Source organism: Streptomyces typhae, from assembly GCF_009755605.1.
GTDB lineage: Bacteria > Actinomycetota > Actinomycetes > Streptomycetales > Streptomycetaceae > Streptomyces > Streptomyces typhae.
Window position 1 is genome coordinate 279,118 of the sequence record NZ_WPNZ01000003.1, and the last position, 21,902, is coordinate 301,019.

A 21,902-nucleotide genomic window follows, 5' to 3' on the forward strand; every position below is an offset into this window, starting at 1 on the left:
GACGGGTCCACCGCGCACGGACCTGCAACACACGGACCTGCCGCAGACGGACCAGCCCCGGACGGGACAGTCCCAGACGGGCCGACCGCGGACGGATCGACCACGCTCGGAGCAGACACGGGCGGATCGGCCGCGCATGGACCTGCAACGCACGGGTCTGCCGCGGACGGGCCGACCCCGGACGGGACGGTCGCGGACGGGCCGACCCCGGGCGGGGTCACTGCGGGTGGCGGGCGTGTGGGCGGGGTTCGGCAGCAGGTGTTGCTCGTCTGTCCCAAGGACTTCTCGAACCTGCCGGCCGCCTCCGCGGTGGACGTCCGCAAGCAGCGCGCGGTCACCCGTCGTCAGCTCTCCCGGCTGACCCGCGTGGATGACATCGCGGCCACGCTGCCGCCCGGCCTGACCTTCGACGTGAACCGCCCCGCCGACGAGCTGTCCGCCGCGGTCGACGCGGTCCCCGCGACCTACGCACCGGAGTGCCTCGCCGCCTGCGAGCTCGCCTTCCACTGCCGTGAGCGGGCCCGCGCGCGGGGCGAGCTGACCTCCCTGGGGCGCGCGCTCCGCGCCGACCTCGGGTCCCTCGCCACCGTCGAGGAGACCCTCGCGGCGGCGCGCGGCGAGGCGGGCGACCCGGACGACCCGGCGGTGTCGGCGCTGCGCCGGGCCGGCGCGCTGCGCGCGGAAGCACTCGCGGGAGGTGTCCGTTGACCCTGATCGACAACCTGGCCCGGCTCGAAGCGGCGGCCTCCGGCCGTGCGCGCCCCCGGGCCACCGTGCGCCACCGCCACCTCTCCGAGCGCCCCCTGGTCCTCGTCCCGCTCGTCACGGCGGGCGAGGCGGGCGCGCCCCTGGGGGCCCTCATCGGCACCGAACGCACGTCGCCGCGGCTGCTCACGGTCGCCCAGCCCCGCGACCGCGACCTGCGCTTCGCGTTCCTGTCCCAGCTCGCCGAGGTCCTGCTGCCGTACGTGGAGTCGTTCGCCGACGACGTCGAGGCGGCCGAGCGCACGGAGACCGACCCGGAGACCGGCAAGCGCGTCAAGGTCGAGACGGAGCTGTGCGCGGACGCCCCGCAGCTCATCGTGCCGAGCCGGGCAGGCGTCGAGTTCGTACGGCTCCTCGGCCGGTCCATGCGGTTCCGGCGGACGGCCGAACAGGACCCCGACGCGCCGTATCCCGCGCCGCCGCGCGTGCCGCTCCTCGGGCGCTGGCTGACGCACTACGGCGAGCGCTCCCGCGTGCCCGGCTCCGCGCTCCTGCTCGCCATGACCGACCTGCTGTCCCGGCACTGGGCGACCGGCCAGTCCTCCCTGGAGGAGCAGCATCTGGGCGCCCTGCTCGCCTGGATCGAGGCGCCCGAGGGCACGTCGGGCGAGGCGGCGGCGCTCCGCGCGGAGCTGGCGCGGGACGCCGACGGGCAGTTGCTGTGCCCGCCCGCCGGGCCCGCGACGGACCCGGCGTTCGACAACGACCTGCTCGCACCGGCCATCGAGCGCCACGACCGGGCGCGCTCCGCCCTGGCCGCCGCCGCGGACGGCGTCGAGGCGGACGCGCTCCTCGCCTCGCTCGCCGCCGCCGAGCGGGAGATCGACGCCCTGGTGGCGAGCCGCACCCGCCCCACCTGGGACGCGGTGTGGCGCGGCCTGGACGCACTGTGCACGCTGCCCGAGGCGCCGCACGCCGTCGACCGGTGGCGCGGCGACCGCTGGTCGTTCACCGGCCACCGCGACCGGGTCGCGGCGGGCGAACCCCCGCAGCCCCGCGTCGACGACGCGGTCACCGCGGCCAACAAGCTCGCCACGCGCGAGCGGGAGCAGGCCAGGCTCGAAGCCCAGGAGGCCCTCGACGACCCGCTGGTGATGGCGGGCCGCCGACTCGCGGGCGAGGCCTTCGCCGGGGTGGTGACGGACGTCGTCATGACGTACAGCGAGGGCCGCTCGCCCCGCCCCCGCCCCCTGGTCACCGTCCGCACGGCCGACCGGCCGCATCTGGACCCCGGCGTGAAGGTGTACCGCTCGCTGGAGGGCAAGGCGCAGAGCGCGCAGTTCGTGACGTACGACGTCGAGGACGAGGGCGAGGGCGAGGACGGCCGGGACGGCGGTGACGGCGGTGACGGCGGTGACGGCCGGGACGGTGCCGCCGGTCGGGGCGCCGGTGACGGCGGCGGCAGCCTCGTCGTCCTGCGCGTCCTGGACAAGATGGGGCGCGGCAAGGAGCCCGACGCCGGGTCCGTGCCGGAGGCGGGCGACCGGCTGTGCTGGACGCTGTTCGAGCACGAGCAGCGGGGCGGCCCCAAACTGCCCGACCCGGAGGACACGCCCTGGACGCACGGCGGGCCCCCGCAGTCCGCGACGACGCCGTCCGGTGCGCCCGCACCTGGCGAGAGCCCGGACCCCGTGACCGCGGAGGATGTCCTGTGACCACGCCCGCTCCCCCGCCCCCGTCCTCCGCCCCACCCTCCTTCGACCCCGGCGCCGAGGCGGGCCGCGCCACCGACGCGATCCTGCACGACACGCTGCACGGCACGCACCGCGGCGTCGTCGTGGACTCCCCGCCGGGCGCGGGCAAGTCCACGCTCGTGGTGCGTGCCGCCCGCGAGCTTGCCGCGGCCGGCCGGCCCCTGATGGTCGTCGCGCAGACGAACGCGCAGGTCGACGACCTCGTCCTGCGTCTCGCCGAGAAGGACCCCGAACTGCCGGTCGGGCGCCTGCACAGCAGCGACGCCGACCCGTACGACAAGGCGCTCGACGCGCTGCCGAACGTGCGCAAGTCCGCGAAGGCCGCCGACCTCGCGGGGCTCGACGTGGTCGTGTCCACCGCCGCGAAGTGGGGGCACGTCAAGGACGTCGAGCCCTGGGGGCACGCCATCGTGGACGAGGCCTACCAGATGCGGTCGGACGCGTTGCTCGCCGTCGCCGGGCTCTTCGAACGGGCCCTCTTCGTGGGCGATCCGGGGCAGCTCGACCCGTTCGCGATCGCCGAGGCGGACCAGTGGGCCGGGCTCGCCTACGACCCCTCGGCCAGCGCGGTGACCACGCTCCTCGCCCACAATCCGACACTGCCGCAGCACCGTCTCCCCGTCTCCTGGCGGCTGCCCGCGTCCGCCGCGCCGCTGGTGTCCGACGCGTTCTATCCGTACACGCCGTTCCGCAGCGGCACGGGTCACGAGGACCGGTCGCTGCGCTTCGCCGTCCCGTCCGACGGCTCCGGCCCCGACCGGGTGATCGACGAGGCCGCCGTCTCCGGCTGGGGCCTCCTTGAGCTGCCCGCCCGGCACACGCCGCGCACGGACCCGGAGGCGGTGCGGGCCGTGGCCCACGTGGTGCGGCGGCTGCTCGACCGGGGTGGCGCGGCGACGTCCGAGCGGTCGCCCGAGCCCGCTCCGCTCACCGCCGACCGGATCGCGGTGGGGACGGCGCACCGCGACCAGGCCGCCGCGGTGCGCGGTGCGCTCGCCGCGCTCGGGGTCGTGGACGTGACGGTGGACACCGCGAACCGGCTCCAGGGCCGTGAGTACGACGTGACCGTCGTGCTGCACCCGCTGTCCGGGCGGCCCGACGCCACGGCCTTCCACCTGGAGACGGGCCGCCTGTGCGTGCTCGCGTCCCGGCACCGGCACGCGTGCATCGTGGTGTGCCGGGCCGGGGTGGAGTCCCTCCTCGACGACCATCCGTCCATGGATCCGGTCCGGCTCGGGGTGACGGTCAAGTTCCCGGACGGCTGGGAGGCCAACCACGCGGTGTTCGCCCGGCTGCGTGAGCATCGTGTACCCCTGGTCGCCCCCTAAGCGGGGTGCCCCGTCAGGGGCGCGGGGAACGGCGCGCCCAGCCCACGAAAAGCCGCAGACGCAACCACGACGCACCACGCACACGCGTCTGCGGCCTGTACATGGTTGCTCGCGCCGTTCCCCGCGCCCCTGACGGGGCACCCACACCCGACCCCACCAAGGGGCGCGAACAACTGCGCGCCCAGCCCGCAAAAAGCCGCAGACGCAACCACAACGCACCACGCACACGCGTCAGCGGCCGGTACGTGGTTGCTCGCGCCGTTCCCCGCGCCCCTGACGGGGCACCCACACCCGACCCCACCAAGGGGCGCGAGGAACTGCGCGCCCAGCCCGCAAAAAGCCGCAGACGCAACCACGACGCACCACGCACACGCGTCTGCGGCCGGTACATGGTTGCTCGCGCCGTTCCCCGCGCCCCAGACGGGGCACCCACACCCGACCCCACCAAGGGGCGCGAACAACTGCGCGCCCAGCCCGCAAAAAGCCGCAGACGCAACCACGACGCACCACGCACACGCGTCAGCGGCCGGTACGTGGTTGCTCGCGCCGTTCCCCGCGCCCCTGACGGGGCACCCACACCCGACCCCGCCGGGTCACCGAGCAGACGCACCCGCGCCCCGCGGGGGTCTTGCGCGGGGAGGGACAATGGCTGTTGGCCACGCACCGTACGGCGCGGCGTACGACGAAAGGACAACGACATGGCGGAGCCCTCGCGGCCCCGGTCCAGCCAGCGCATGCGCCCCGCGCCGCTCCTCTTCGAGCCCGCGGAAGCCGCGTCCGACCCCGAGCACTTCTTCGACCTGGAGTCCCTGGAGGACCCGCGCGAGCTGCTCGCCCGCGCCACCGAGCTGACTCTCGCCTTCCGCGCGGCGACCGACCGCTCCGTCGAGTTCCAGGCCGTCGCCGCCGCCCAGCTCGCCGACCCGCGCCGTTTCGACCGGCTCACCACGGCCGACATCGCCGAGCGCGCCCAGTGGACCGAGGACTACGCGAAGAAGATGGTCGAATTCGGCCGGGAGCTGCTGCGCGGCGAGCCGGGCGCAGCGGGCTCGGCCGGCTCTGCGGCAGGCCCGGGGCCGCGCTGACTCTGCCCCGAGCGGATCAGCTGGATCGGTCGGATTAGCCGACCCAGTTCGCCCAGTCGGACGAGTCGGCCCGTACGACGCGGACGGCCCGTACCACGCGGACGACCCGTACGCCCCGGGCGGCGCGGACGACCCGTACGCCCCGGGCGGCCCAAACGCCCCGGAAGGCGCCCCCGCCCCACACCACCACCCGGCGGCATATGCCGGAGGGGCAAGGTACCGCACCCCTCCCGCCACCGTCCCGGGTTCCCGCAACTCTGTGGCACCGGGAACTCACCCCCGGTAGACGTAGTCCCCATGAGCAGCTCCCCCCGCACCCACGCCGCCCCCGCCGCCACCCCCACGAACGCCTGCACCGTCACCCCCGCGGGCGCCGCCTGGCTCACCTCCGCAGAAACGTATCCGCAGGGGCTGCTCGCCGACTGGCGGGCCCGCCCCACCGCCCCCGCGGTCCTGCCCTGCGGCACCGTCTTCGACGTGGTCAGCGTGGACGCCGTCTTCGGGCGGCGCATGGTCGACCGGTTATGGCACGAAGGCCCCGGCTCGGGCCCCGTCGCCACCCACCGCGGCCGCGTTCTGCTCTTCACCGCCCCCGGCACCGCCCGCCGGCTGCCCTCCCTCCTGCGCTGGGAGGAATGGAGCCCCGCCGTACCGTCGCTGCTCTGTCACGGCGCCGGCGACGCCGTCACCGTGCCACCGCTCACCCCCCGCCACGACCTCGACGACCGGCTCGCCTCCCGCTGGCTCGTCGCCCCCGACACCCGCTCGCCCCGGCTCCCCGGACCGGAGGTCGTGCTCTGGGCCTGCGTCCGCGCGGCCCGCACCGCCGCCCGGTCCGCAGTGCGTATATCGATTTTTCCCCGCGGCGATCAGAGTGCTAAGGTCTACGACGTCAGCAGGCGCCGCTAGCTCAGTTGGTTAGAGCAGCTGACTCTTAATCAGCGGGTCCGGGGTTCGAGTCCCTGGCGGCGCACGACAGCGATGGCGAGGCGTGTCCACGGAAAGCGTGGACCGGCCTCGCCATCGTGGTTTTTGCGCGGCTTCGCCGCGCGTTGTGGGGGCTGCGCCACCCACACCCCCGCCAGGGGGGTGGGGTGGGCCCGAAGCGTTGGCTCCAGGTCGGTCCGAGTGCCGTCCCCCGGCCTTTGGCCGCGGGGCGGGGGTGAGAGCCGCGAACCCCAGAGAGACACGGCCCAAGGGGGACACAAGAGGGGCATCGAGGCGCAAGGGGGCATCCGGTCACGTCGGGGTGATGTCCACCGTCCAGGTGCCCGACGGGGACTTCGACTCCACCTGCAGGGTGACGTTCGTGCCGGGGACCGTGAAGGTCTCCCCCGCTCTCACGGGGGCGTCCGCGAGCGGCGGATAGACCGAGTCGTCGCCGCACGCCTCCGAGCGGGGGTGCGCGTCGACCACCTCGACGGGGCCGCGGCCCGACGCCGTCTCACTGCGGACGCGGTACACGAGGAGCCCCTCGGTGCACGTGGCGTGGTCGTTGCCGACGGCGCCCCGCGCCTCCACCGCCACCACGCTGCCCCGGCCCGTACGGACCACCGCCAGCCTCGCGGCACCCGGCCCGCTCCGGCTCGGCGGCGCCGACAGCGGGTCGAGGGTCAGCCGCCGCGGGCCGTCCGCCACGCACACCACCTGCCGCTGCCGCAGCCAGCCCAGCTTCCACTTGTGCCAGCCGAACAGATCCGGCGCGAGACCGAACTGGCTGCCCATGACGTCCCAGTCCCCCACGTGCGTGTCCCAGTCGCCCTTGCCGTCCGTCGGACGGTGATAGAGGTCCGGCAGGTCGAAGACGTGCCCCGTCTCGTGGGCGAGGACGTTGCGGTCCGGGGGGTGCCGCTCGAAGAGGGTGACGATGCGGCGGATGTCCGTACCGTCCGCGCGCATCGGGCGGTCGAAGTTCACAACCTTCGTGGCGTCCGAATCCACCCCCGGAGCATCCGGATCGGCCACGAAGTACACGATGTCGTACGCCGAGAAGTCCACCCGGGGATCCGCCGCCGCCACCGCGTCCCGGAGATAGGCGGCACGGTTCTGCGGATCCCAGTCCCGCTCTATGGCGTACGCGGAGGACTGCTCCGGCATCTCCACCCATTCGGGTTGCGGATGCGGACGCAGCCGGAACCGCCCGTACGAGGCCCGCTCGAAGAACTCGCTCGTGGCCGGGAAGTAGTCGGCCACCAGCTCGTCCGGCGCGGTCAGCGGCGGGGAGTCCGGGAAGGACAGGAAGACCATGACCGCGTCGAGCTCCCGGGAGGGGCGCGGATAGCCGGAGTGCCAGGTGTCCAGGCCCTCGGAGTGGTGCGCGGTCGTGCGCCGCAGCGCGCACGGGCCCGCCTCGCCGTGGGCGACTGCGGGTCCCGCGACCAGCGACGTGGCGGCGAACGCGGTCAGGCAGGTGAAGAGGATCCCCGCGGTGCGCAGGCGCCGCCGCTCCCCTGCACGGGTGAGCATCCACCAGGGGAGCTGACGCTCCACGTCGACCTCCGGGTGCGGAATGCGGGACACCTCACCCACCCTGTGGTGGTTTGTTGACGTTCGCCCACTTTGTCTGACCCGGTCGAGTGAGGATCGGCCAGGATGCGACACTCCGACCGCTCACCGACTGTCACAACCGGTCGTCCCACATAGAAGCCCGCGCAGGGGCGAGCAGAAACGATCTGTCGGGGGCTTCGGCGGGCCACGCCCGGGGAAGGACGGCTGGAACGGCCCGACGGCGTGCCTCTATGATCGGCACACTTTCCCGGCCCCGTCGGCCGCCCGCCAACCGGGCGACCTCCTCTCCAGACCCGCCAGGACGCGGGGCCCGGCGACCTGCTCGACAACGATTGCACTGCGGGAGCAAGCGGTGAACGGAACCCCTCAAGGGCCGACCGCCACAGCGGTCGCAGCACCCGGCCGCGCCTGGCCTGTCGTCACAGAGCGTCATCAGACGGGCCCGACCGGCCCCCTCGCCCAGTACAGCGCCGACTACCGCGCCGCCTTCGCCGCGGCCCCCCTCGCCCTCGCCGTCGTCGACCGCGAGGGCCTGGTCGTCGGCGCCAACGACGCGCTGGCCGAGCTGCTCGGCGCGGACCCCGCCGACCTCACCGGACGCATCGGCGCCGACCTCGTCGACCTGGCGTCCGACGCCCGCACCTGGCACGCGTACCGCGAGGTGCTCCGCGGCAGACAGGCCAAACTCCGCTGCACCCGCCGGATCAAACACCCCGACGGGCACTCGCTGTGGACCCAGATCACCGTCTCGCCGCTGCCCGGCGGCGAGCGGCGCGGCGCGGGCACGGCCCTCATCGCCGCCGCCGACATCAGCGCCCGCCGCGACCTTCAGGCCCGGCTGCGGCATCTGCAGATGCACGACCCGGTGACCCGGCTGCCCAACCGCGCACTGTTCTTCGAGCGCCTCACATCCGCCCTGGAAGCGGGCGCGTACGACGACACGAGCACCGGCCGGATCGGGCTGTGCTATCTGGACCTCGACGGCTTCAAGGCCGTCAACGACACGCTCGGGCACCGCGTCGGCGACCGGCTGCTCGCCGCCGTGGCCGACCGGCTCACCGCCCTCGCCGACGAGGCCGGGTACGGCAGCGCCTCGGTGCCGCTCGTGGCACGGCTCGGCGGGGACGAGTTCGCGCTGCTCGTGGAGGACTCCACCGGCACCGACCAGCTCACCGAACTCGCCGAGACGGCCCTGCGCACGCTCCAGGAGCCGTTCGACCTGTCCGGGCAGCGCCTGTCCGTGTCCGCCTCCATCGGCGTCGTCGAACGGCGCGCCGCCGGCACCACGACGACCGGCCTGATGCAGGCCGCCGACACCACGCTGTACTGGGCGAAGACCGACGGCAAGGCCCGCTGGACGCTGTTCGACCCCGAGCGCAACGCCCACCGCATGACCCGTCAGGCCCTGGCCAGTTCGCTGCGCCCCGCCGTCGAGCGCGACGAGTTCGTCCTGGACTACCAGCCGCTCGTGGGGCTGGAGGGCGGCGGGGTGAGCGGCGTCGAGGCGCTGGTGCGCTGGCAGCACCCGCAGTTCGGGCTGCTCACGCCGAATCGGTTCATCGGACTTGCTGAAGAAGACGGTTCGATCGTGCAGCTGGGCCGCTGGGTGCTGCGCACGGCCTGCCGGCAGGCCCGCCGCTGGCAGCTCGACCACCCCGACCGGGAGCCACTGTTCGTGAGCGTGAACGTCGCCGTGCGCCAGGTCTGGGACTCCGACCTGGTCGCCGACGTCGCCGACATCCTGGCCGAGACGGGCCTCGCCCCCGAACTGCTGCAACTGGAGCTGACCGAATCGGCGGTCATGGGCTCGGCTGGCCGCCCGCTACAGGCGCTCCAGGCCCTCAGCGACATGGGGGTGCGGATCGCCATCGACGACTTCGGCACCGGCTACTCCAACCTGGCCTACCTCAGCCGCCTCCCCGTCTCCGTCCTGAAGCTCGACGGCTCCTTCGTACGGGGCTTCCAGTACGACGAGGGCGCGTACGACGAGGCCGCCGCCCACATCAACCCCGCCGACGAGGTGATCGTCGAGGCCCTCGTCCAGCTCGCCCACCGCCTCGGGCTCACCGTCACCGCCGAGTGCGTGGAGACGTCCGGGCAGGCGGAGCGGCTGCGCAAGATCGGGTGCGACACCGGGCAGGGGTGGCTGTACTCGCGTCCGGTCGCGGCGGATCGTATCTCCGTACTGATCGAATCGTCCGACGGGTAGACCGCTCTTACCGTCCGGCGCGTGGACCGCTCGTACCGTCCGGCGCGTGGACCGCGGGCCGGTCCTTCACGCTCGGGCGTGCGGCTCGTCGCGCGCCGCCACGCACGCCTGTACGAAGTCCCGTACCACCGGGGGGACCTGCGCCCCCCGGGTACAGGCCACGCCGACCACGCTGGGGCTGACGCCGCGTACGGGACGGTGGACCACGTCGGCGCGGGGGCAGGAGCGGGCAGCGGAGGGGAGGGTGAGGCCGACGCCGTGGCCCTCCGCCACGGCGCGCAGCCACGCTCGGGCGTCGTGGGCGACGGCGCCGATCTTCGCGGGGCGGCCGTCGCGTTCGTCGGCCGCCAGCCAGTAGTCCCGCCACAGCGCGGGCTCCGGCGGGCCCGCGACGAACGGCTCGTCGAGGAGATCGGCGAAGTCGACCTCCTCGCGGGCCGCGAGGCGGTGGGCCGCGGGCAGCGCCACCCAGCACTCCTCGGTCACGAGGACCCGCACGTCGAGGCGGTCCTGGCCCGGGAACGGCAGCCGCAGCAGCGCCGCGTCGGCCGTGCCGTCCGCGAGGCCCGCCCTCGGGTCGTCCGCGGCGGCCTGCGCGAGCCGCACCCGCCAGCCCGGCCTGCGCCGGGTGAACTCGGCGACGATCCGCCGCGCGAGTGCGCAGCCGCCGTCGACCGCACCGGCCACGAAGCCGACGCGCAGGACGCGCTCGGCGCGGGCGGCCGCGCCGCGCGTCGCGCTCAGCGCCGCGCCCCACGCGTCGAGGACGGCGGGCGCGGCGGCGGCGAGCGCGGTGCCCGCGTCGGTCAGGGCGAGACCGGCGGGTGTGCGCGTGAACAGCTCCGTGCCGAGGCGGGTCTCCAGCTGCCGGAGCTGCCGGGTCAGCGCGGGCTGCGAAAGACAGAGACGCCGCGCGGCACGGGCGAGGTCGCCTTCCCGGGCGACGGCGGTGAAGTGACGCAGCAGCCGGGTGTCCATGTCCATGGGCGACAGGCTAGGGAAGCGGTGGTGGCGCGAGGGGCGCGGGGTGGTGACGGGGCGGAGCGCCAAGGGGCTTGTGAGCGGGGGGAGTTCGGGGTGGGCTCGGCCTGTTCCGGCCGGCGGAGCCAGGGCCGATGTCGGGGCCGAGGCCAGTGCCGGGGCCGGAGCCGGGGCCGGGGCCGGAGCCGGGGCCGGAGCTGGTGCCGGAGCCGGGGCCGGAGCTGGTGCCGGAGCTGGTGCCGGTATCGGGGCCGAGGCCAGTGCCGGGGCCGGAGCCGGGGCCGGTGTCGGGGCCGGTGGCGGCGCCGGTGCGGGTGCCGGTGCGGGTGCCGCCCCCACCCCCGTCGGGGGCGGCACCCTCGGTGGCCCGGTCGGGTCAGGAGAGGTGCGGCAACCCGTAGGCGTCGGCGACGAGTTCGTAGCTGCGCAGGCGGACCTCGCCGCTGTGGGCGTTGGCGGTGAGCATCAGTTCGTCGGCGCCGGTGCGCTTGGCCAGGTCGTCGAGGCCGGTGCGGACCTCGTCGGGGGTGCCGTGCACGACGTTGGAGTTCCAGCTCGTGATGAAGTCCCGCTCCATCTCGTTGAACTCGTACGCCTCGGCCTCTTCCGGCGTGGGCACGAGGCCGGGCCGGCCGGTGCGCAGCCGGACCATGTTCAGGGCGGCGGCGAGCACCTGGCGGCGGGCCTCCTTCTCGTCGTCCGTGGCGAGCGCCGAGACGCCGATGAGGGCGTACGGGGCGTCGAGGACGGCGGAGGGGCGAAACGACTCCCGGTACAGGTCGAGGGCCGGGATCGTGTTCTGCGCGGAGAAGTGGTGGGCGAAGGCGAAGGGCAGGCCGAGCATCCCGGCGAGCCGGGCGCTGAAGCCGGAGGAGCCGAGCAGCCAGACGGGCGGGCGGTGCGGGGACTGCACGCCGCCCGGCGACGTCGCCTGGACGGGACCGGGTACCGCGTGGATGCGGGCGTAGGGGTGGCCGTCGGGGAAGTCGTCGTCGAGGAAGCGGGTCAGCTCCGCGAGTTCCTTCGGGAAGTCGTCGGCGCCCTCGCGCAGGTTGTCGGTGCGGCGCAGGGCGGCGGCGGTGGCGCCGTCCGTGCCCGGCGCGCGGCCGAGCCCGAGGTCGACGCGGCCCGGGGCGAGCGCCTCCAGGGTGCCGAACTGCTCGGCGACGACCAGCGGGGCGTGGTTGGGCAGCATCACGCCGCCGGAGCCGAGCCGGATGCGGGTCGTGTGGGCGGCGAGGTGGGCGAGGATCACGGCGGGCGAGGAGGAGGCCACGCCCGGCATGGAGTGGTGTTCGGCCACCCAGTGCCGGTGGAATCCGCGCGACTCGGCCAGCTTGGCGAGCTCGACGCTGGTGCGCAGCGCGTCAGTGGCGGTGCGTCCGGCGCCGACGGTCACGAGGTCGAGCACGGACAGCGGCGTGGGCGCGGCGCCGAGGGGCTCGGCGCGGATGCCCTCGCGCTCGGCCGCGGTCCGCGCCGCCGCCCCGTCGGCACGCGCCCCCTCGGTCCGGTCCGCGCCGGTTCCACTCCGGCCGGTCCGGCCGGTCCGGTCCGCGCCGGTCCCGTCCCGGCCAGTCCCGACCTCGCTGGTCCCGTCCTCGTGGGGATGCTCCACTGCCACCGGGGTCCTCCTGCCGTTCCGACTGTTCCGTACGCTGCCGCGCACGCAAGCTGGAACAGGAGGGTGTCTCCGCTTATTCCCGGCAGGTGAGGAGGGGTGCGGGCGGCGCTGTCCGGCGAGGGCCCCGGCGAGGGGCGCGCCCACCCCCGCCGGGCGCGGGCGGCTACTCGGCCGGTGCCTGCACCACCGGCTCCCTGCGGAAGAGGGCGCCGAGCGCGGGGGCGTTCACCCGGCGGGACGCGAGGCGCAGGCCCTCCCAGACGGTGACCTGATTGGCGGTGAGGACCGGCTTGCCGAGGTCGGCCTCCAGGTCGTGGATGTAAGCGGCGGTGTGCAGCGCGGTGTCGGGCAGGAGCACGGCCTGAGCGTCCGGGTGGTCGCCCGCGCGGGCGAGGGCGACCACCTCGTCCCGGCCCCAGGTGCCGACCTCGGCCGCGGTGACGATCCCGCTCCCCCGGGCGGCCACGACCTCGACGCCCGCCGACTTGAGGAAGGACACGAAGTGCCCCGCGACGTCGTCGGGGTAGGTCGCCGCGACGGCGACCCGTGCCACGCCCAGCTCGCGCACCGCGTGGGCGAACGCGAACGACGTCGAGGACGCGGGCAGCCCGGCCGTCCGCGCGAGCTGCCGGACCTGTTCGTTGGCGCCCTCCCAGCCGAACACGAAGCTCCCGCTGGTGCAGGCCCACACCACGGCCTCGGCGCCGGTGAGGCGCAGCTCCTCGACGCCGGCGGCGAGCCGCGCCGCCGAGCCCATCTCCAGGAGCGCGTCCACACGGTGTGCGTCCTCGCCGATGTCGGTGTGCACGACCTGCAACCGGATGTCGGAGCCGAGCAGCTGTTCCATGCGGGGGTAGTCGTCCTCGGCGGAGTGGCCCGGGTAGAGGAATCCCAGTGCGGTCAAGTCCAGCCTCCTTCTGTGGTCGGTCCGGCGGGCCCCGGTGGTTCCGCGGGTCCCACCGGCCCTCCGGGCGGGTCGGCGAGGCCGTCCCCCGCGGGCGCCGACGCGGCGACGGGCGGCACCGTCGGCGTCGCGGGCGCCGACGGCGGCGGCACCGGCGGGCCCTCGTACGCGGGGGCGGGCAGTGCGCCGAGGGTGCCGAACTCCGCCGCGCCCGGCCGGAGGGTGCCGAACTCGTCGGTGCCCGGCCGCGCGCCCGCGTCGATCAGTGCTTGGTAGGGCCCCACCGCACGCGTACCCAGCTTCCGCAGCGCCGACCACATCGTCACCTGGTTCGCGGAGATCACCGGCATCCGCAGCTCCGCCTCCAGCTGCGGGATGACGTCGTACGTGGGCAGGTTCGTGCAGCTGATGAACAGGGCGTCGACGGGGCCGCGCACCGCGCGCCGTGCCATGTCGGCGACGTCCCGGTACGGGACCTTCCAGATGTGCCGGGTCAGGCCCAGATACGCGCGCCCCACGACGGCGACGCCCGCCTCGGCCAGGTACTCCTCCAGGGCCTGGGTCACCGACCAGGTGTAGGGCGTGACGAGGGCGATGCGCCGCGCGTCCAGCTCCTCCAGGGCTTCGAGCAGTGCGCCGGACGTCGTCACCGAGGCGACCGCGCCCTCGCGCGACATGGCCTCGCACATGGCGCGTTCACCGGCACGGCCGCCGACGAAGCTGCCCGACGTGCAGGCGTAGGCGAGGACTTCGGGTTCGGCGGCCGTCAGCGCCCGTACCGCCTCGGCCAGGGTCTCGTGCTCGCTGACCAGGCGCGCCAGGTCGAGGCTGACCTCGACGGGTACGTACGGAGTGCGCGTCAGATGCAGGGAGATCTCGTCGGGGACCCAGCGCCACAACTCGCGGTCCAGGGCGAAGTCGAAGGGTGCGACGACACCGACACCGCGCTGGGGGTGCGGCCCGCCGAGGGTGGGGAGGGAGGAGAAGGAAGTGACGTCCATGACTGGCCCCAAGTTCGTGCGTGCGGTGCGGTGACAGGGCCGGCCGAGGGCCGGAAGTGATGCGGTCGGCGCGACGCGCCGGGACGTCGGGACGGGGGTGCGTGTGCGGCGAGCACACCGTGCGCGCGAGGGGGCAGCACGCCGTGTGCTCGCCCCTGTGGTGCTGGGAGGGACTGCCTCTGTTGACGAAGGTAGGTTGGGGTGCCAGCGTGGTCAATCCGCACATCTCAGACGGCTGAGAACGTCGGCCGCCGGAGGTCGCGGCAGTCGTCCCGACGCTCTCCCAGGGAAGCGGGCTCTCGTTGCGTAACGGTTTCTCTGCCATGTCCGGAGGCACCTCCTCAAGCGCCTCTTCACACGCCTTCTCCGGTGCTGTCCCGAGTGCCGTCCCGGGCCGTGTCCCAGCCGCTGTTTCCGGTGCCGATTCCGGAGCCGGGGCGTCCGGAAGCACGGCACCGGCGGGGGGTGCGCCCCGGAGCGCCGAGACCCCGGGAGCCGCACCCGGCGAGACCCCCGCACGCCCCGGCGCCCCCGCGGCCTCCGCCGTGCCCACGGTCCTCGTCCTCGACGCGCCCGCCCCCGCGCCGCCGCCCCGCCTCGGCTCGCTGACCGGCCGCGCCCGGGTGCTGCACGCCGACGCGGAGACCCTCGCCGACCGGCTGCCCGAGGCGGACGTGCTGCTCGTGTGGGACTTCCTCTCGCACGCGGCCCGCCGCGCGTGGCCCGGCGCGGGGCCGCGCCCGGCGTGGGTGCACACCGCGAGCGCGGGCGTCGACCATCTGATGTGCCCCGAACTCGCCGCGTCCGACGCGGTGGTGACCAACGCCCGCGGCATCTTCGACCAGCCGATCGCCGAGTACGTCGCCGCCCTGGTCCTCGCCCTGGCCAAGGACCTGCCGCGCACCCTGGACCTGCAACGGGAGCGGACCTGGCGGCACCGCGAGAGCCGCCGCGTCGCGGGCACGCGTGCGTGTGTCGTGGGTTCGGGCCCCATCGGCAGGGCCGTCGTGCGCACCCTGAAGGCGCTCGGCGTCGCGGCGGTCCTCGTGGGACGCACCGCGCGGACCGGTGTGTACGGCCCCGACGACCTGGACCGGCTGCTCGCGCGCGCCGACTGGGTGGTGTGCGCGGCGCCGCTGACGGACGACACCCGGGGCATGTTCGACGAGCGCAGGTTCGGCGTCATGCAGCCGTCGGCGTGCTTCATCAACGTCGGCCGCGGTCAGCTCGTCGTCGAGGACGACCTCGCCGCGGCGCTGTCGAAGCGGTGGATCGCGGGCGCCGCGCTCGACGTCTTCGAGCGGGAGCCGCTGCCCGCGGACAGCCCGCTGTGGACGGCGCCGGGCCTGATCGTCTCGCCGCACATGAGCGGTGACACGGTCGGCTGGCGGGACGAACTCGGGGCGCAGTTCGTGTCGTTGTTCGGCCAGTGGGAGGCGGGCAGGCCGCTGACGAACGTGGTCGACAAGGAACGTGGGTATGTCCCAGGGCACTGATCCAGAGCGCTGATCACCGACGCCCCGCACCGCCTCGCTGAGGAGCACGCATGACCGAGCTCACGGACCTCACCGCCGTTCAACTCGTCGACGGCTACCGCAAGGGCGAATTCAGCCCCGTCGACGTCACCCGTGCGGTGCTGCGCAGGGCCGAGGACATCCAGCCGGTCGTGAACGCGTTCGTGCGCCTGGACCACGAGGACGCGCTCGCCCGCGCCGGGGAGAGCGCGGACCGGTGGCGGCGCGGGGAGCCCGCGGGCCTCGTCGACGGGGTGCCGGTCACCGTGAAGGACATCCTGCTCCAGCGCGGCGCGCCCACCCTTCGCGGCTCCCTGTGCGTCGCGGAGCAGGGCGCGTGGGACGAGGACGCGCCGTCGGTGGCGCGGCTGCGCGAGCACGGTGCGGTGTTCGTCGGCAAGACGACGACGCCGGAGTTCGGCTGGAAGGGCGTGACGGACAGCCCCCGGCACGGCATCACCCGCAACCCGTACGACGCCACGCGCACCGCGGGCGGATCGAGCGGCGGCAGCGCGGCGGCGGTCGCGCTCGGCGCGGGACCGCTGTCGCTCGGCACGGACGGCGGCGGCTCGGTGCGCATCCCCGCGGCGTTCTGCGGGATCTTCGGCTTCAAGCCGACGTACGGCAGGGTGCCGCTGTATCCGGCGTCGGCGTTCGGCACCCTCTCCCACGTCGGCCCGATGACGCGGGACGCGGCCGACGCCGCCCTCCTGATGGATGTGATCGGCGGCGCGGACGCCCGGGACTGGTCGCAGCTCGGGCCCGCGGCGGGCAGCTTCCGGGAGGGCGCGGCCGGCGGGGTGCGGGGGCTGCGGATCGCCTACTCGCCCTCGCTCGGCGGGCAGGTCGCGGTGCGGCCCGCGGTCGCCGCCGCGGTGCGCGGCGCGGTGCAGCGGCTCGCCGCGCTCGGGGCGTACGTGGAGGAGACCGACCCCGACTTCACCGACCCGGTGTCGGCCTTCCACACCCTGTGGTTCGCCGGTGCCGCGCGGGTCGCGCAGCAGCTCCCGGCCGACCGCAGGGAACTGCTCGACCCGGGCCTGCGCGAGGTGTGCGGGCAGGGCGCCCGCTACAGCGCGCTCGACTATCTGGCCGCCGTGGACGTGCGCACGGAGCTGGGGCGCCGCATGGGGCGCTTCCACGAGCGGTACGACGTCCTGGTCACGCCGACGCTGCCGATCACCGCGTTCGAGGCGGGCGTGGAGGCGCCCGCGAGGTCGGGCTTCCGGCGGTGGACGGGCTGGACCCCGTTCACGTACCCCTTCAACCTGACGCAGCAGCCCGCGGCCAGCGTGCCCTGCGGGGCGGACGCGGAGGGGCTGCCCGCCGGGGTGCAGATAGTGGCGGCACGGCACGCGGACGCGCTGGTCCTGCGGGTGGCGCAGGCGCTGTACGAGGCGGGCGACGTGCCGGGGGTGCGGCCCGCGCCGCTGCCGCGCGCGGTGGCCCCCGACGGGCCGGGCGGCGTCGAGCCGGGGCCGGGCGTCTGAACGGACCGGGCGGGGCTAGGCGCGGCGGAAGTTCAGGGTCTCTCCGAGGGCGCCGGTGCGCCACAGGTCGTTGCAGGCCTCGGCGAGGCGGTCGAGGCCGTCGACGACCTGCCCCCAGACGATGCCGGGGACCCAGCCCACGTCGCCGTTGATCAGCAGGTTGTTGCGCTCGTAGAACAGCGCGAGGTCGACGATGGTGCCCCGCTGGTCCTGGTCGTAGCCGTAGGACTTGGTGCCCAGTTCGGTCCCGGTGAAGGTGAAATAGCACAGATCGCCGGGGATGGGGGTGATGGTGGGGTTCTCCAGGGGCGGCTCCTCGGCGGCGAAGGCCGGGAACAGGGCGTAGATCTCATTGCGGGCGTACTTCGCGTGGTACACGTCCCCGCCGAGCGGCAGCGCGTCCCAGACGGCCGCGCAGGTGACCGGGGCCCGGTCGTCGAGGAGCTTCGCCGTGGCCTGAACGCCCCGCTCGGCGAGGGAGACTTCGATGTATCGGTCTGCCATGCGCCCCATGGTCCTCCCCCGGTGACGGCACGCGTCAAGTGCGCAACGATCGCATCAGGGGCCGGAATTCACCGGCATATCTCGCTCCGGGTCGGGTAGCCGCGCGCCCATGGCTCCACCATCGAGCACCTCACACAAGGCCGCGAACAAGACACAGAGCGCTGCGACACCCTCCGGCGGCAGCCGGCAGACAGCGGAAGGCGGTGGTCCGCGCGCCCCCGGCGTGCGCCGCAGATCCGTGCTCGCGTCGGCCGCCGTCCTCGGCGCTGCGGGCGCGCTCGGCGCCTCGGCGTGCAGCCGGGTGCCCACGGGCGACACGCTGGCCCGGCTGAAGTCGCAGGGCACGGTGCGGCTCGGCATCGCGGGCGAAGCACCGTACGGGTACATCAACGACCAAGGCGACTTCACGGGCGAGGCGGTGGAACTCGCCCGGATCATCTTCAAGCGCCTCGGTGTCGCCAAGGTGCAGCCCGTCGCCACCGATTTCAGTTCCCTCATACCCGGCCTGAAAACACAGCAGTTCGACGTGGTCTCCGCCGGGATGTACATCAACAAGGAACGCTGCCAGCAGGTGATCTTCTCCGATCCCGAGTACCAGATGCTGGACTCCTTCATCGTCCGCAAGGGCAACCCGAAGGGCCTGCACACCTACGCGGACGTGGTGAGGAAGAAGGCCAGGTTCGGCACCGGCACCGGCTACGCGGAGATCGCGTACGCCGTCGAGGCCGGGTACAAGGAGAGCGACATCGTGATCCTCCAGGATCCGGTCGCCGGTCTCAACGCCGTCGAGGCGGGCCGTATCGACGTCTTCGGCGGCACCGCCCTGACCTCCCGCGGCGTGGTCAAGAAGAGCCGCAGGGCCGAGGCCACCGAGCCCTTCGCGCCCCTGGTCGACGGCAAGAAGCACGTGGACGGCGGCGGCTTCACCTTCCGCCCCACCGACACCGGGCTCCGGGACGCCTTCAACGTGGAGATCCACAAGATGAAGAAGAGCGGCGAGCTCTTCCGCGTCCTTGAGCCGTTCGGCTTCACCAAGGACGAGATGACGGACCTGACCGCAGAGGAGCTGTGCAAATGACAGCGGGACTGTGGGAGCACTGGGTCCTCCCGGGCATCTGGATCACCATCCAGCTCACCCTCTACAGCGCGGCCCTCGCGACCGCGGTGGCGTTCGGCGTCGGCATGGCGCGCACGCACCGGCTGCGCGTGGTGCGCTTCTTCGCCGCGTTCTACACGGAGATCTTCCGCGGCACCTCGGCCCTGGTCCTGATGTTCTGGATCTTCTTCGTCCTGCCGCAGCTCGCGGGCTGGGCACTGGTCCCGATGTGGGCGGCGGTGCTCGCACTCGGTCTCTCGTACGGGGCCTACGGCGCCGAGGTCGTGCGCGGCGCCCTGAACGCGGTGGCACCGGCACAGCGCGAAGCGGGGGTCGCGCTGAGCTTCACGCCCTGGCAGCGGATGCGGCTCATCCTGCTGCCGCAGGCCGTGCCGGAGATGATCCCGCCGTTCTCCAACCTGCTCGTCGAGCTGCTCAAGGGCACCGCCCTGGTGTCGCTGCTCGGCATCGGTGACGTGTCCTTCGCCGCCTATCTGGTGCGGCTCGCGACCACCGAGAGCGCGCAGATCTACTCGATCACGCTCGTCATCTACTTCGTCATCGCCTTCGTGCTCACGCGGGGCATGCGGGCCCTGGAGCGCAAGGCCAAGGCGGGGCTCGGGCAGCAGCCGGAGACCGGTCCCGGGCTGCTGCGCCGGCTCGGCAGGCGGCAGACGGCCGCGGAGTCCGGCACCATCGTCACGGGCGGGGGCGCGTCATGAACAACGGCAGCGACAAGTGGGACTGGCAGGCGGTCTCCGACTTCATGCCGCACTTCTGGGACGGCGTGCTCGTCACCCTCCAGGTGCTCGCGCTCGGCTCGCTGATCTCCTTCACGGTGGGGCTCGTGTGGGCGCTCGCCTTCCGGGCGCCGACGCGGTTCATCCGCTGGCCGGTCGGGCTGATCACCGAGTTCATCCGCAACACACCGCTCCTGGTGCAGCTGTTCTTCCTGTTCTTCGTGCTGCCGGAGTGGGGCGTCCAGTTCTCCGCCGAGACGACCGGCACCATCGCCATCGGCCTGCACTACTCGACGTACACCGCGCAGGTCTACCGCGCGGGCATCGAGGCGGTGCCGGTCGGCCAGTGGGAGGCGGCCAAGGCACTGAGCCTGTCGTATGCACGCACCTGGACCGCGGTGATCCTGCCGCAGGCCATCCGCCGGGTGGTCCCCGCGCTCGGCAACTACGTCATCGCGATGCTCAAGGACACCCCGCTGCTCGCCAGCATCGGCGTACTGGAACTCCTCCAGCGCTCGCGCCTGGAGGCCGCACAGACCTTCCAGTACACGGAGGCACTGACCGTGGTCGGCGTCGCCTTCATCCTCATCGCCTATCCGTCCTCCCTCCTCCTGCGAGCCCTGGAGCGCCGTCTTGTCCGCTGACACGAACCTCACCAAAGAACAGCCCAACCCGGCCGTGGACGGCAGCGAGCTGATCCGCTTCGACAAGGTCGTCAAGCGCTTCGGGTCGAACACGGTCCTCGACGAGCTGGACTTCTCGGTCGCCTCCGGCAAGCACGTGACCCTGATCGGCCCGTCGGGCTCCGGCAAGACGACGATCCTGCGCCTGCTCATGACCCTGCTCAAGCCGGACGAGGGCACCATCAAGGTCGGCGGCGAGTACCTGACGCACGAGGAGAGGAACGGCAAGCTGGTCCCGGCCGGCGAGAAGCACGTCCGCGAGGTCCGCAAGCACATCGGGATGGTCTTCCAGCAGTTCAACCTCTTCCCGAACATGAAGGTCCTGCGCAACATCACGGAGGCGCCGGTCACCGTCCTCGGCCTGCCCAAGGACGAGGCGGAGCAGCGCGCCCGCGACCTGCTCGACCTCGTCGGGCTCGGCGACCGCTGCGACGCCTACCCGACGCAGCTCTCCGGCGGCCAGCAGCAGCGGGTGGCGATCGCGCGTGCCCTCGCGATGCGGCCGCAGGTGCTGCTCCTGGACGAGGTGACGTCCGCGCTCGACCCGGAGCTGGTCGCGGGCGTCCTGGACGTCCTGCGGGACATCGCGCACACCACGGACATCACCATGCTCTGTGTGACCCACGAGATGAACTTCGCGCGGGACATCTCCGACCAGGTGCTGATGTTCGACTCGGGCCGGGTGATCGAGTCCGGGCCGCCGGAGAAGATCTTCACGGAGCCGGAGCACGACCGCACCAGGGAGTTCCTCTCGGCGGTGCTCTGACCCGCGCCGGGGCCCCGTCGCGGCCGCGGCACCGGAGGGAGCGCGTTGGGTGGGACCCGCCCGGAGGAAACACCCAACGCCCCCTACCCACGGTCGATTTGACAGATATCGTGGAAGAGTCCGACCGAAAGAGGCTGGACCAAAGGGCTGGACCAAAGGGCTGGACCAGAAGGCTGGACCAAAGGGGGGAGCCGTGGCGTTGCCGCACCATCCGACCGATGCGCACCAGTCGGTGCAGCACGCCTTGCGGATCCTGGAGATCGTGTCCCGCCGCGGCACGGGCGTCGGCGAGGCCGACCTGGCCCGGCAGAGCGGCCTGCGCCCGGCGGAGCTGACCCCGCTCCTGCGCATGCTCCGCCGCGAGGGGTACGTCGAGCAGGTCACCGACGGCGCGTACGTCACGGGCGCCTCGCTCACCCGTCTGGGCTCCGCCCACGACCGCGCCCAGGCCCTGCGCGAGAAGCTCCGGCACACCCTCGGCGGCCTGCGCGACACCCTGGGCGCCGCGGTCTACGTCAGCCGGTACGTGGACGGGGAGATCCGGGTCACGGACTTCGCGGACGGTCCGGGCACCCCGAAGGTCAACGAATGGGTGGACTTCCGGGTCTCCGCCCACGCCAGCGCCGTCGGCAAGAGCCTGCTCGGCCAGCTCGACCTGGACGCCCGCCGGGACCACCTCTCCCGCCACAAGATGGCCCGCCTCACCTCGCGCACCATCACGAACGAACGCGTCCTCCTGAACAACCTCGACGCCCAGGCCCCCACGGTCCCCGTCCTCGACCTCCAGGAGTACGCGGTGGGCACGGTCTGCGCCGCCGTCCCCATCACCGCGGGCGCCACCGTCGGCTCCCTGGCTCTCTCCCTGCCGGTCGCGGACGCCCACCGGCTGCGCGCCGCCGCGGAGACCCTGAACCGGAGGGCGGCCCCCGTCCTCCTCTCCCTGGCGATCTAGCTCCGCCCCGCGTCCGCTCCGGTTTGGAGCACCCCCTGGGACCAGGTATTATTGTCGA

Annotated in this window: 18 protein-coding genes, 1 tRNA gene and 1 pseudogene; 14 read left to right on the top strand and 6 right to left on the bottom strand. The window is 73.7% G+C overall.

Annotation, left to right across the window (positions count from 1 at the left end; translation table 11 throughout):
* Positions 1 to 246: 246 nt before the first annotated feature.
* The 6 genes and pseudogenes from GPA10_RS43990 to GPA10_RS07795 form a co-directional block, all read left to right on the top strand.
* Positions 247 to 708: pseudogene (locus tag GPA10_RS43990) on the top strand (hypothetical protein); the annotation flags it as partial.
* The gene (locus tag GPA10_RS07775) at positions 705 to 2,420 is read left to right on the top strand and encodes a hypothetical protein (RefSeq protein ID WP_157164811.1); all 1,716 of its coding nucleotides are present in this window, start codon (positions 705 to 707) and stop codon (positions 2,418 to 2,420) included. The pseudogene GPA10_RS43990 and the gene GPA10_RS07775, both read left to right, overlap by 4 nt.
* On the top strand, positions 2,417 to 3,787 hold the full coding sequence (locus tag GPA10_RS07780) for an AAA domain-containing protein (RefSeq protein WP_343040501.1): 1,371 nt from the start codon (positions 2,417 to 2,419) through the stop codon (positions 3,785 to 3,787). Before GPA10_RS07775 ends, GPA10_RS07780 begins: the two co-directional genes overlap by 4 nt.
* 698 nt (positions 3,788 to 4,485) lie before the next feature.
* The gene (locus GPA10_RS07785; RefSeq protein WP_157164812.1) at positions 4,486 to 4,872 is read left to right on the top strand and encodes a hypothetical protein; all 387 of its coding nucleotides are present in this window, start codon (positions 4,486 to 4,488) and stop codon (positions 4,870 to 4,872) included.
* A 297-nt stretch (positions 4,873 to 5,169) separates the two neighbouring features.
* Complete coding sequence (locus GPA10_RS07790) at positions 5,170 to 5,781, top strand: bifunctional DNA primase/polymerase (RefSeq protein WP_157164813.1); 612 nt, start codon at positions 5,170 to 5,172, stop codon at positions 5,779 to 5,781.
* Positions 5,772 to 5,845: transfer RNA gene (locus GPA10_RS07795), tRNA-Lys, on the top strand. The genes GPA10_RS07790 and GPA10_RS07795 overlap by 10 nt, the downstream gene beginning before the upstream one ends.
* A gap of 266 nt (positions 5,846 to 6,111) precedes the next feature.
* Here the strand turns inward: GPA10_RS07795 and GPA10_RS07800 are convergent.
* Entirely contained in the window at positions 6,112 to 7,392 is a 1,281-nt protein-coding gene (locus tag GPA10_RS07800; protein WP_425505685.1) for a M6 family metalloprotease domain-containing protein, read from the bottom strand.
* Between the two features lie 340 nt (positions 7,393 to 7,732).
* On the opposite strand from GPA10_RS07800, the gene GPA10_RS07805 reads away from it, so the two are divergent.
* On the top strand, positions 7,733 to 9,589 hold the full coding sequence (locus GPA10_RS07805) for a putative bifunctional diguanylate cyclase/phosphodiesterase (protein WP_343040502.1): 1,857 nt from the start codon (positions 7,733 to 7,735) through the stop codon (positions 9,587 to 9,589).
* A gap of 66 nt (positions 9,590 to 9,655) precedes the next feature.
* On the opposite strand, the gene GPA10_RS07810 is transcribed toward GPA10_RS07805, so the two are convergent.
* From GPA10_RS07810 to GPA10_RS07825, 4 genes are all read right to left on the bottom strand, one after another.
* Positions 9,656 to 10,573: a LysR family transcriptional regulator gene (locus GPA10_RS07810; protein ID WP_157164967.1), complete on the bottom strand. Its 918-nt coding sequence runs from the start codon at positions 10,571 to 10,573 to the stop codon at positions 9,656 to 9,658.
* A gap of 373 nt (positions 10,574 to 10,946) precedes the next feature.
* Positions 10,947 to 12,023 (bottom strand): LLM class flavin-dependent oxidoreductase, encoded by a 1,077-nt coding sequence (locus GPA10_RS07815; RefSeq protein WP_343040541.1) that lies wholly within the window; start codon positions 12,021 to 12,023, stop codon positions 10,947 to 10,949.
* Positions 12,024 to 12,357: 334 nt separating this feature from the next.
* Entirely contained in the window at positions 12,358 to 13,098 is a 741-nt protein-coding gene (locus tag GPA10_RS07820; protein WP_157164814.1) for a maleate cis-trans isomerase family protein, read from the bottom strand.
* On the bottom strand, positions 13,095 to 14,099 hold the full coding sequence (locus GPA10_RS07825) for a maleate cis-trans isomerase family protein (RefSeq protein WP_157164815.1): 1,005 nt from the start codon (positions 14,097 to 14,099) through the stop codon (positions 13,095 to 13,097). The genes GPA10_RS07820 and GPA10_RS07825 overlap by 4 nt, the downstream gene beginning before the upstream one ends.
* A gap of 545 nt (positions 14,100 to 14,644) precedes the next feature.
* On the opposite strand from GPA10_RS07825, the gene GPA10_RS07830 reads away from it, so the two are divergent.
* Positions 14,645 to 15,595 (top strand): D-2-hydroxyacid dehydrogenase, encoded by a 951-nt coding sequence (locus tag GPA10_RS07830; RefSeq protein WP_343040504.1) that lies wholly within the window; start codon positions 14,645 to 14,647, stop codon positions 15,593 to 15,595.
* A 50-nt stretch (positions 15,596 to 15,645) separates the two neighbouring features.
* Positions 15,646 to 17,103 (top strand): amidase, encoded by a 1,458-nt coding sequence (locus tag GPA10_RS07835; protein ID WP_157164816.1) that lies wholly within the window; start codon positions 15,646 to 15,648, stop codon positions 17,101 to 17,103.
* Between the two features lie 15 nt (positions 17,104 to 17,118).
* Here the strand turns inward: GPA10_RS07835 and GPA10_RS07840 are convergent, their stop codons facing one another.
* Positions 17,119 to 17,607, bottom strand: coding sequence for a DUF3830 family protein (locus GPA10_RS07840; RefSeq protein WP_058848487.1), 489 nt, complete (start codon positions 17,605 to 17,607; stop codon positions 17,119 to 17,121).
* 223 nt (positions 17,608 to 17,830) lie between these two features.
* Here GPA10_RS07840 and ehuB point away from each other — a divergent pair, with 223 nt between their 5' ends.
* The 5 genes from ehuB (at position 17,831) to GPA10_RS07865 (ending at position 21,844) form a co-directional block, all read left to right on the top strand.
* Positions 17,831 to 18,685, top strand: coding sequence for an ectoine/hydroxyectoine ABC transporter substrate-binding protein EhuB (gene ehuB, locus GPA10_RS07845; protein ID WP_343040505.1), 855 nt, complete (start codon positions 17,831 to 17,833; stop codon positions 18,683 to 18,685).
* Complete coding sequence (ehuC, locus tag GPA10_RS07850) at positions 18,682 to 19,425, top strand: ectoine/hydroxyectoine ABC transporter permease subunit EhuC (RefSeq protein WP_058848485.1); 744 nt, start codon at positions 18,682 to 18,684, stop codon at positions 19,423 to 19,425. The genes ehuB and ehuC overlap by 4 nt, the downstream gene beginning before the upstream one ends.
* A complete protein-coding gene (gene ehuD / locus GPA10_RS07855) occupies positions 19,422 to 20,087 on the top strand; it encodes an ectoine/hydroxyectoine ABC transporter permease subunit EhuD (RefSeq protein ID WP_058848484.1) in 666 nt (221 codons plus the stop codon). Before ehuC ends, ehuD begins: the two co-directional genes overlap by 4 nt.
* The gene (gene ehuA, locus GPA10_RS07860; RefSeq protein WP_157164818.1) at positions 20,077 to 20,892 is read left to right on the top strand and encodes an ectoine/hydroxyectoine ABC transporter ATP-binding protein EhuA; all 816 of its coding nucleotides are present in this window, start codon (positions 20,077 to 20,079) and stop codon (positions 20,890 to 20,892) included. Before ehuD ends, ehuA begins: the two co-directional genes overlap by 11 nt.
* 193 nt (positions 20,893 to 21,085) lie before the next feature.
* Positions 21,086 to 21,844 carry an IclR family transcriptional regulator gene (locus tag GPA10_RS07865; protein WP_343040506.1) on the top strand — a complete coding sequence of 253 codons (759 nt, stop codon included), beginning with the start codon at positions 21,086 to 21,088 and terminating at the stop codon, positions 21,842 to 21,844.
* Positions 21,845 to 21,902 lie beyond the last annotated feature (58 nt).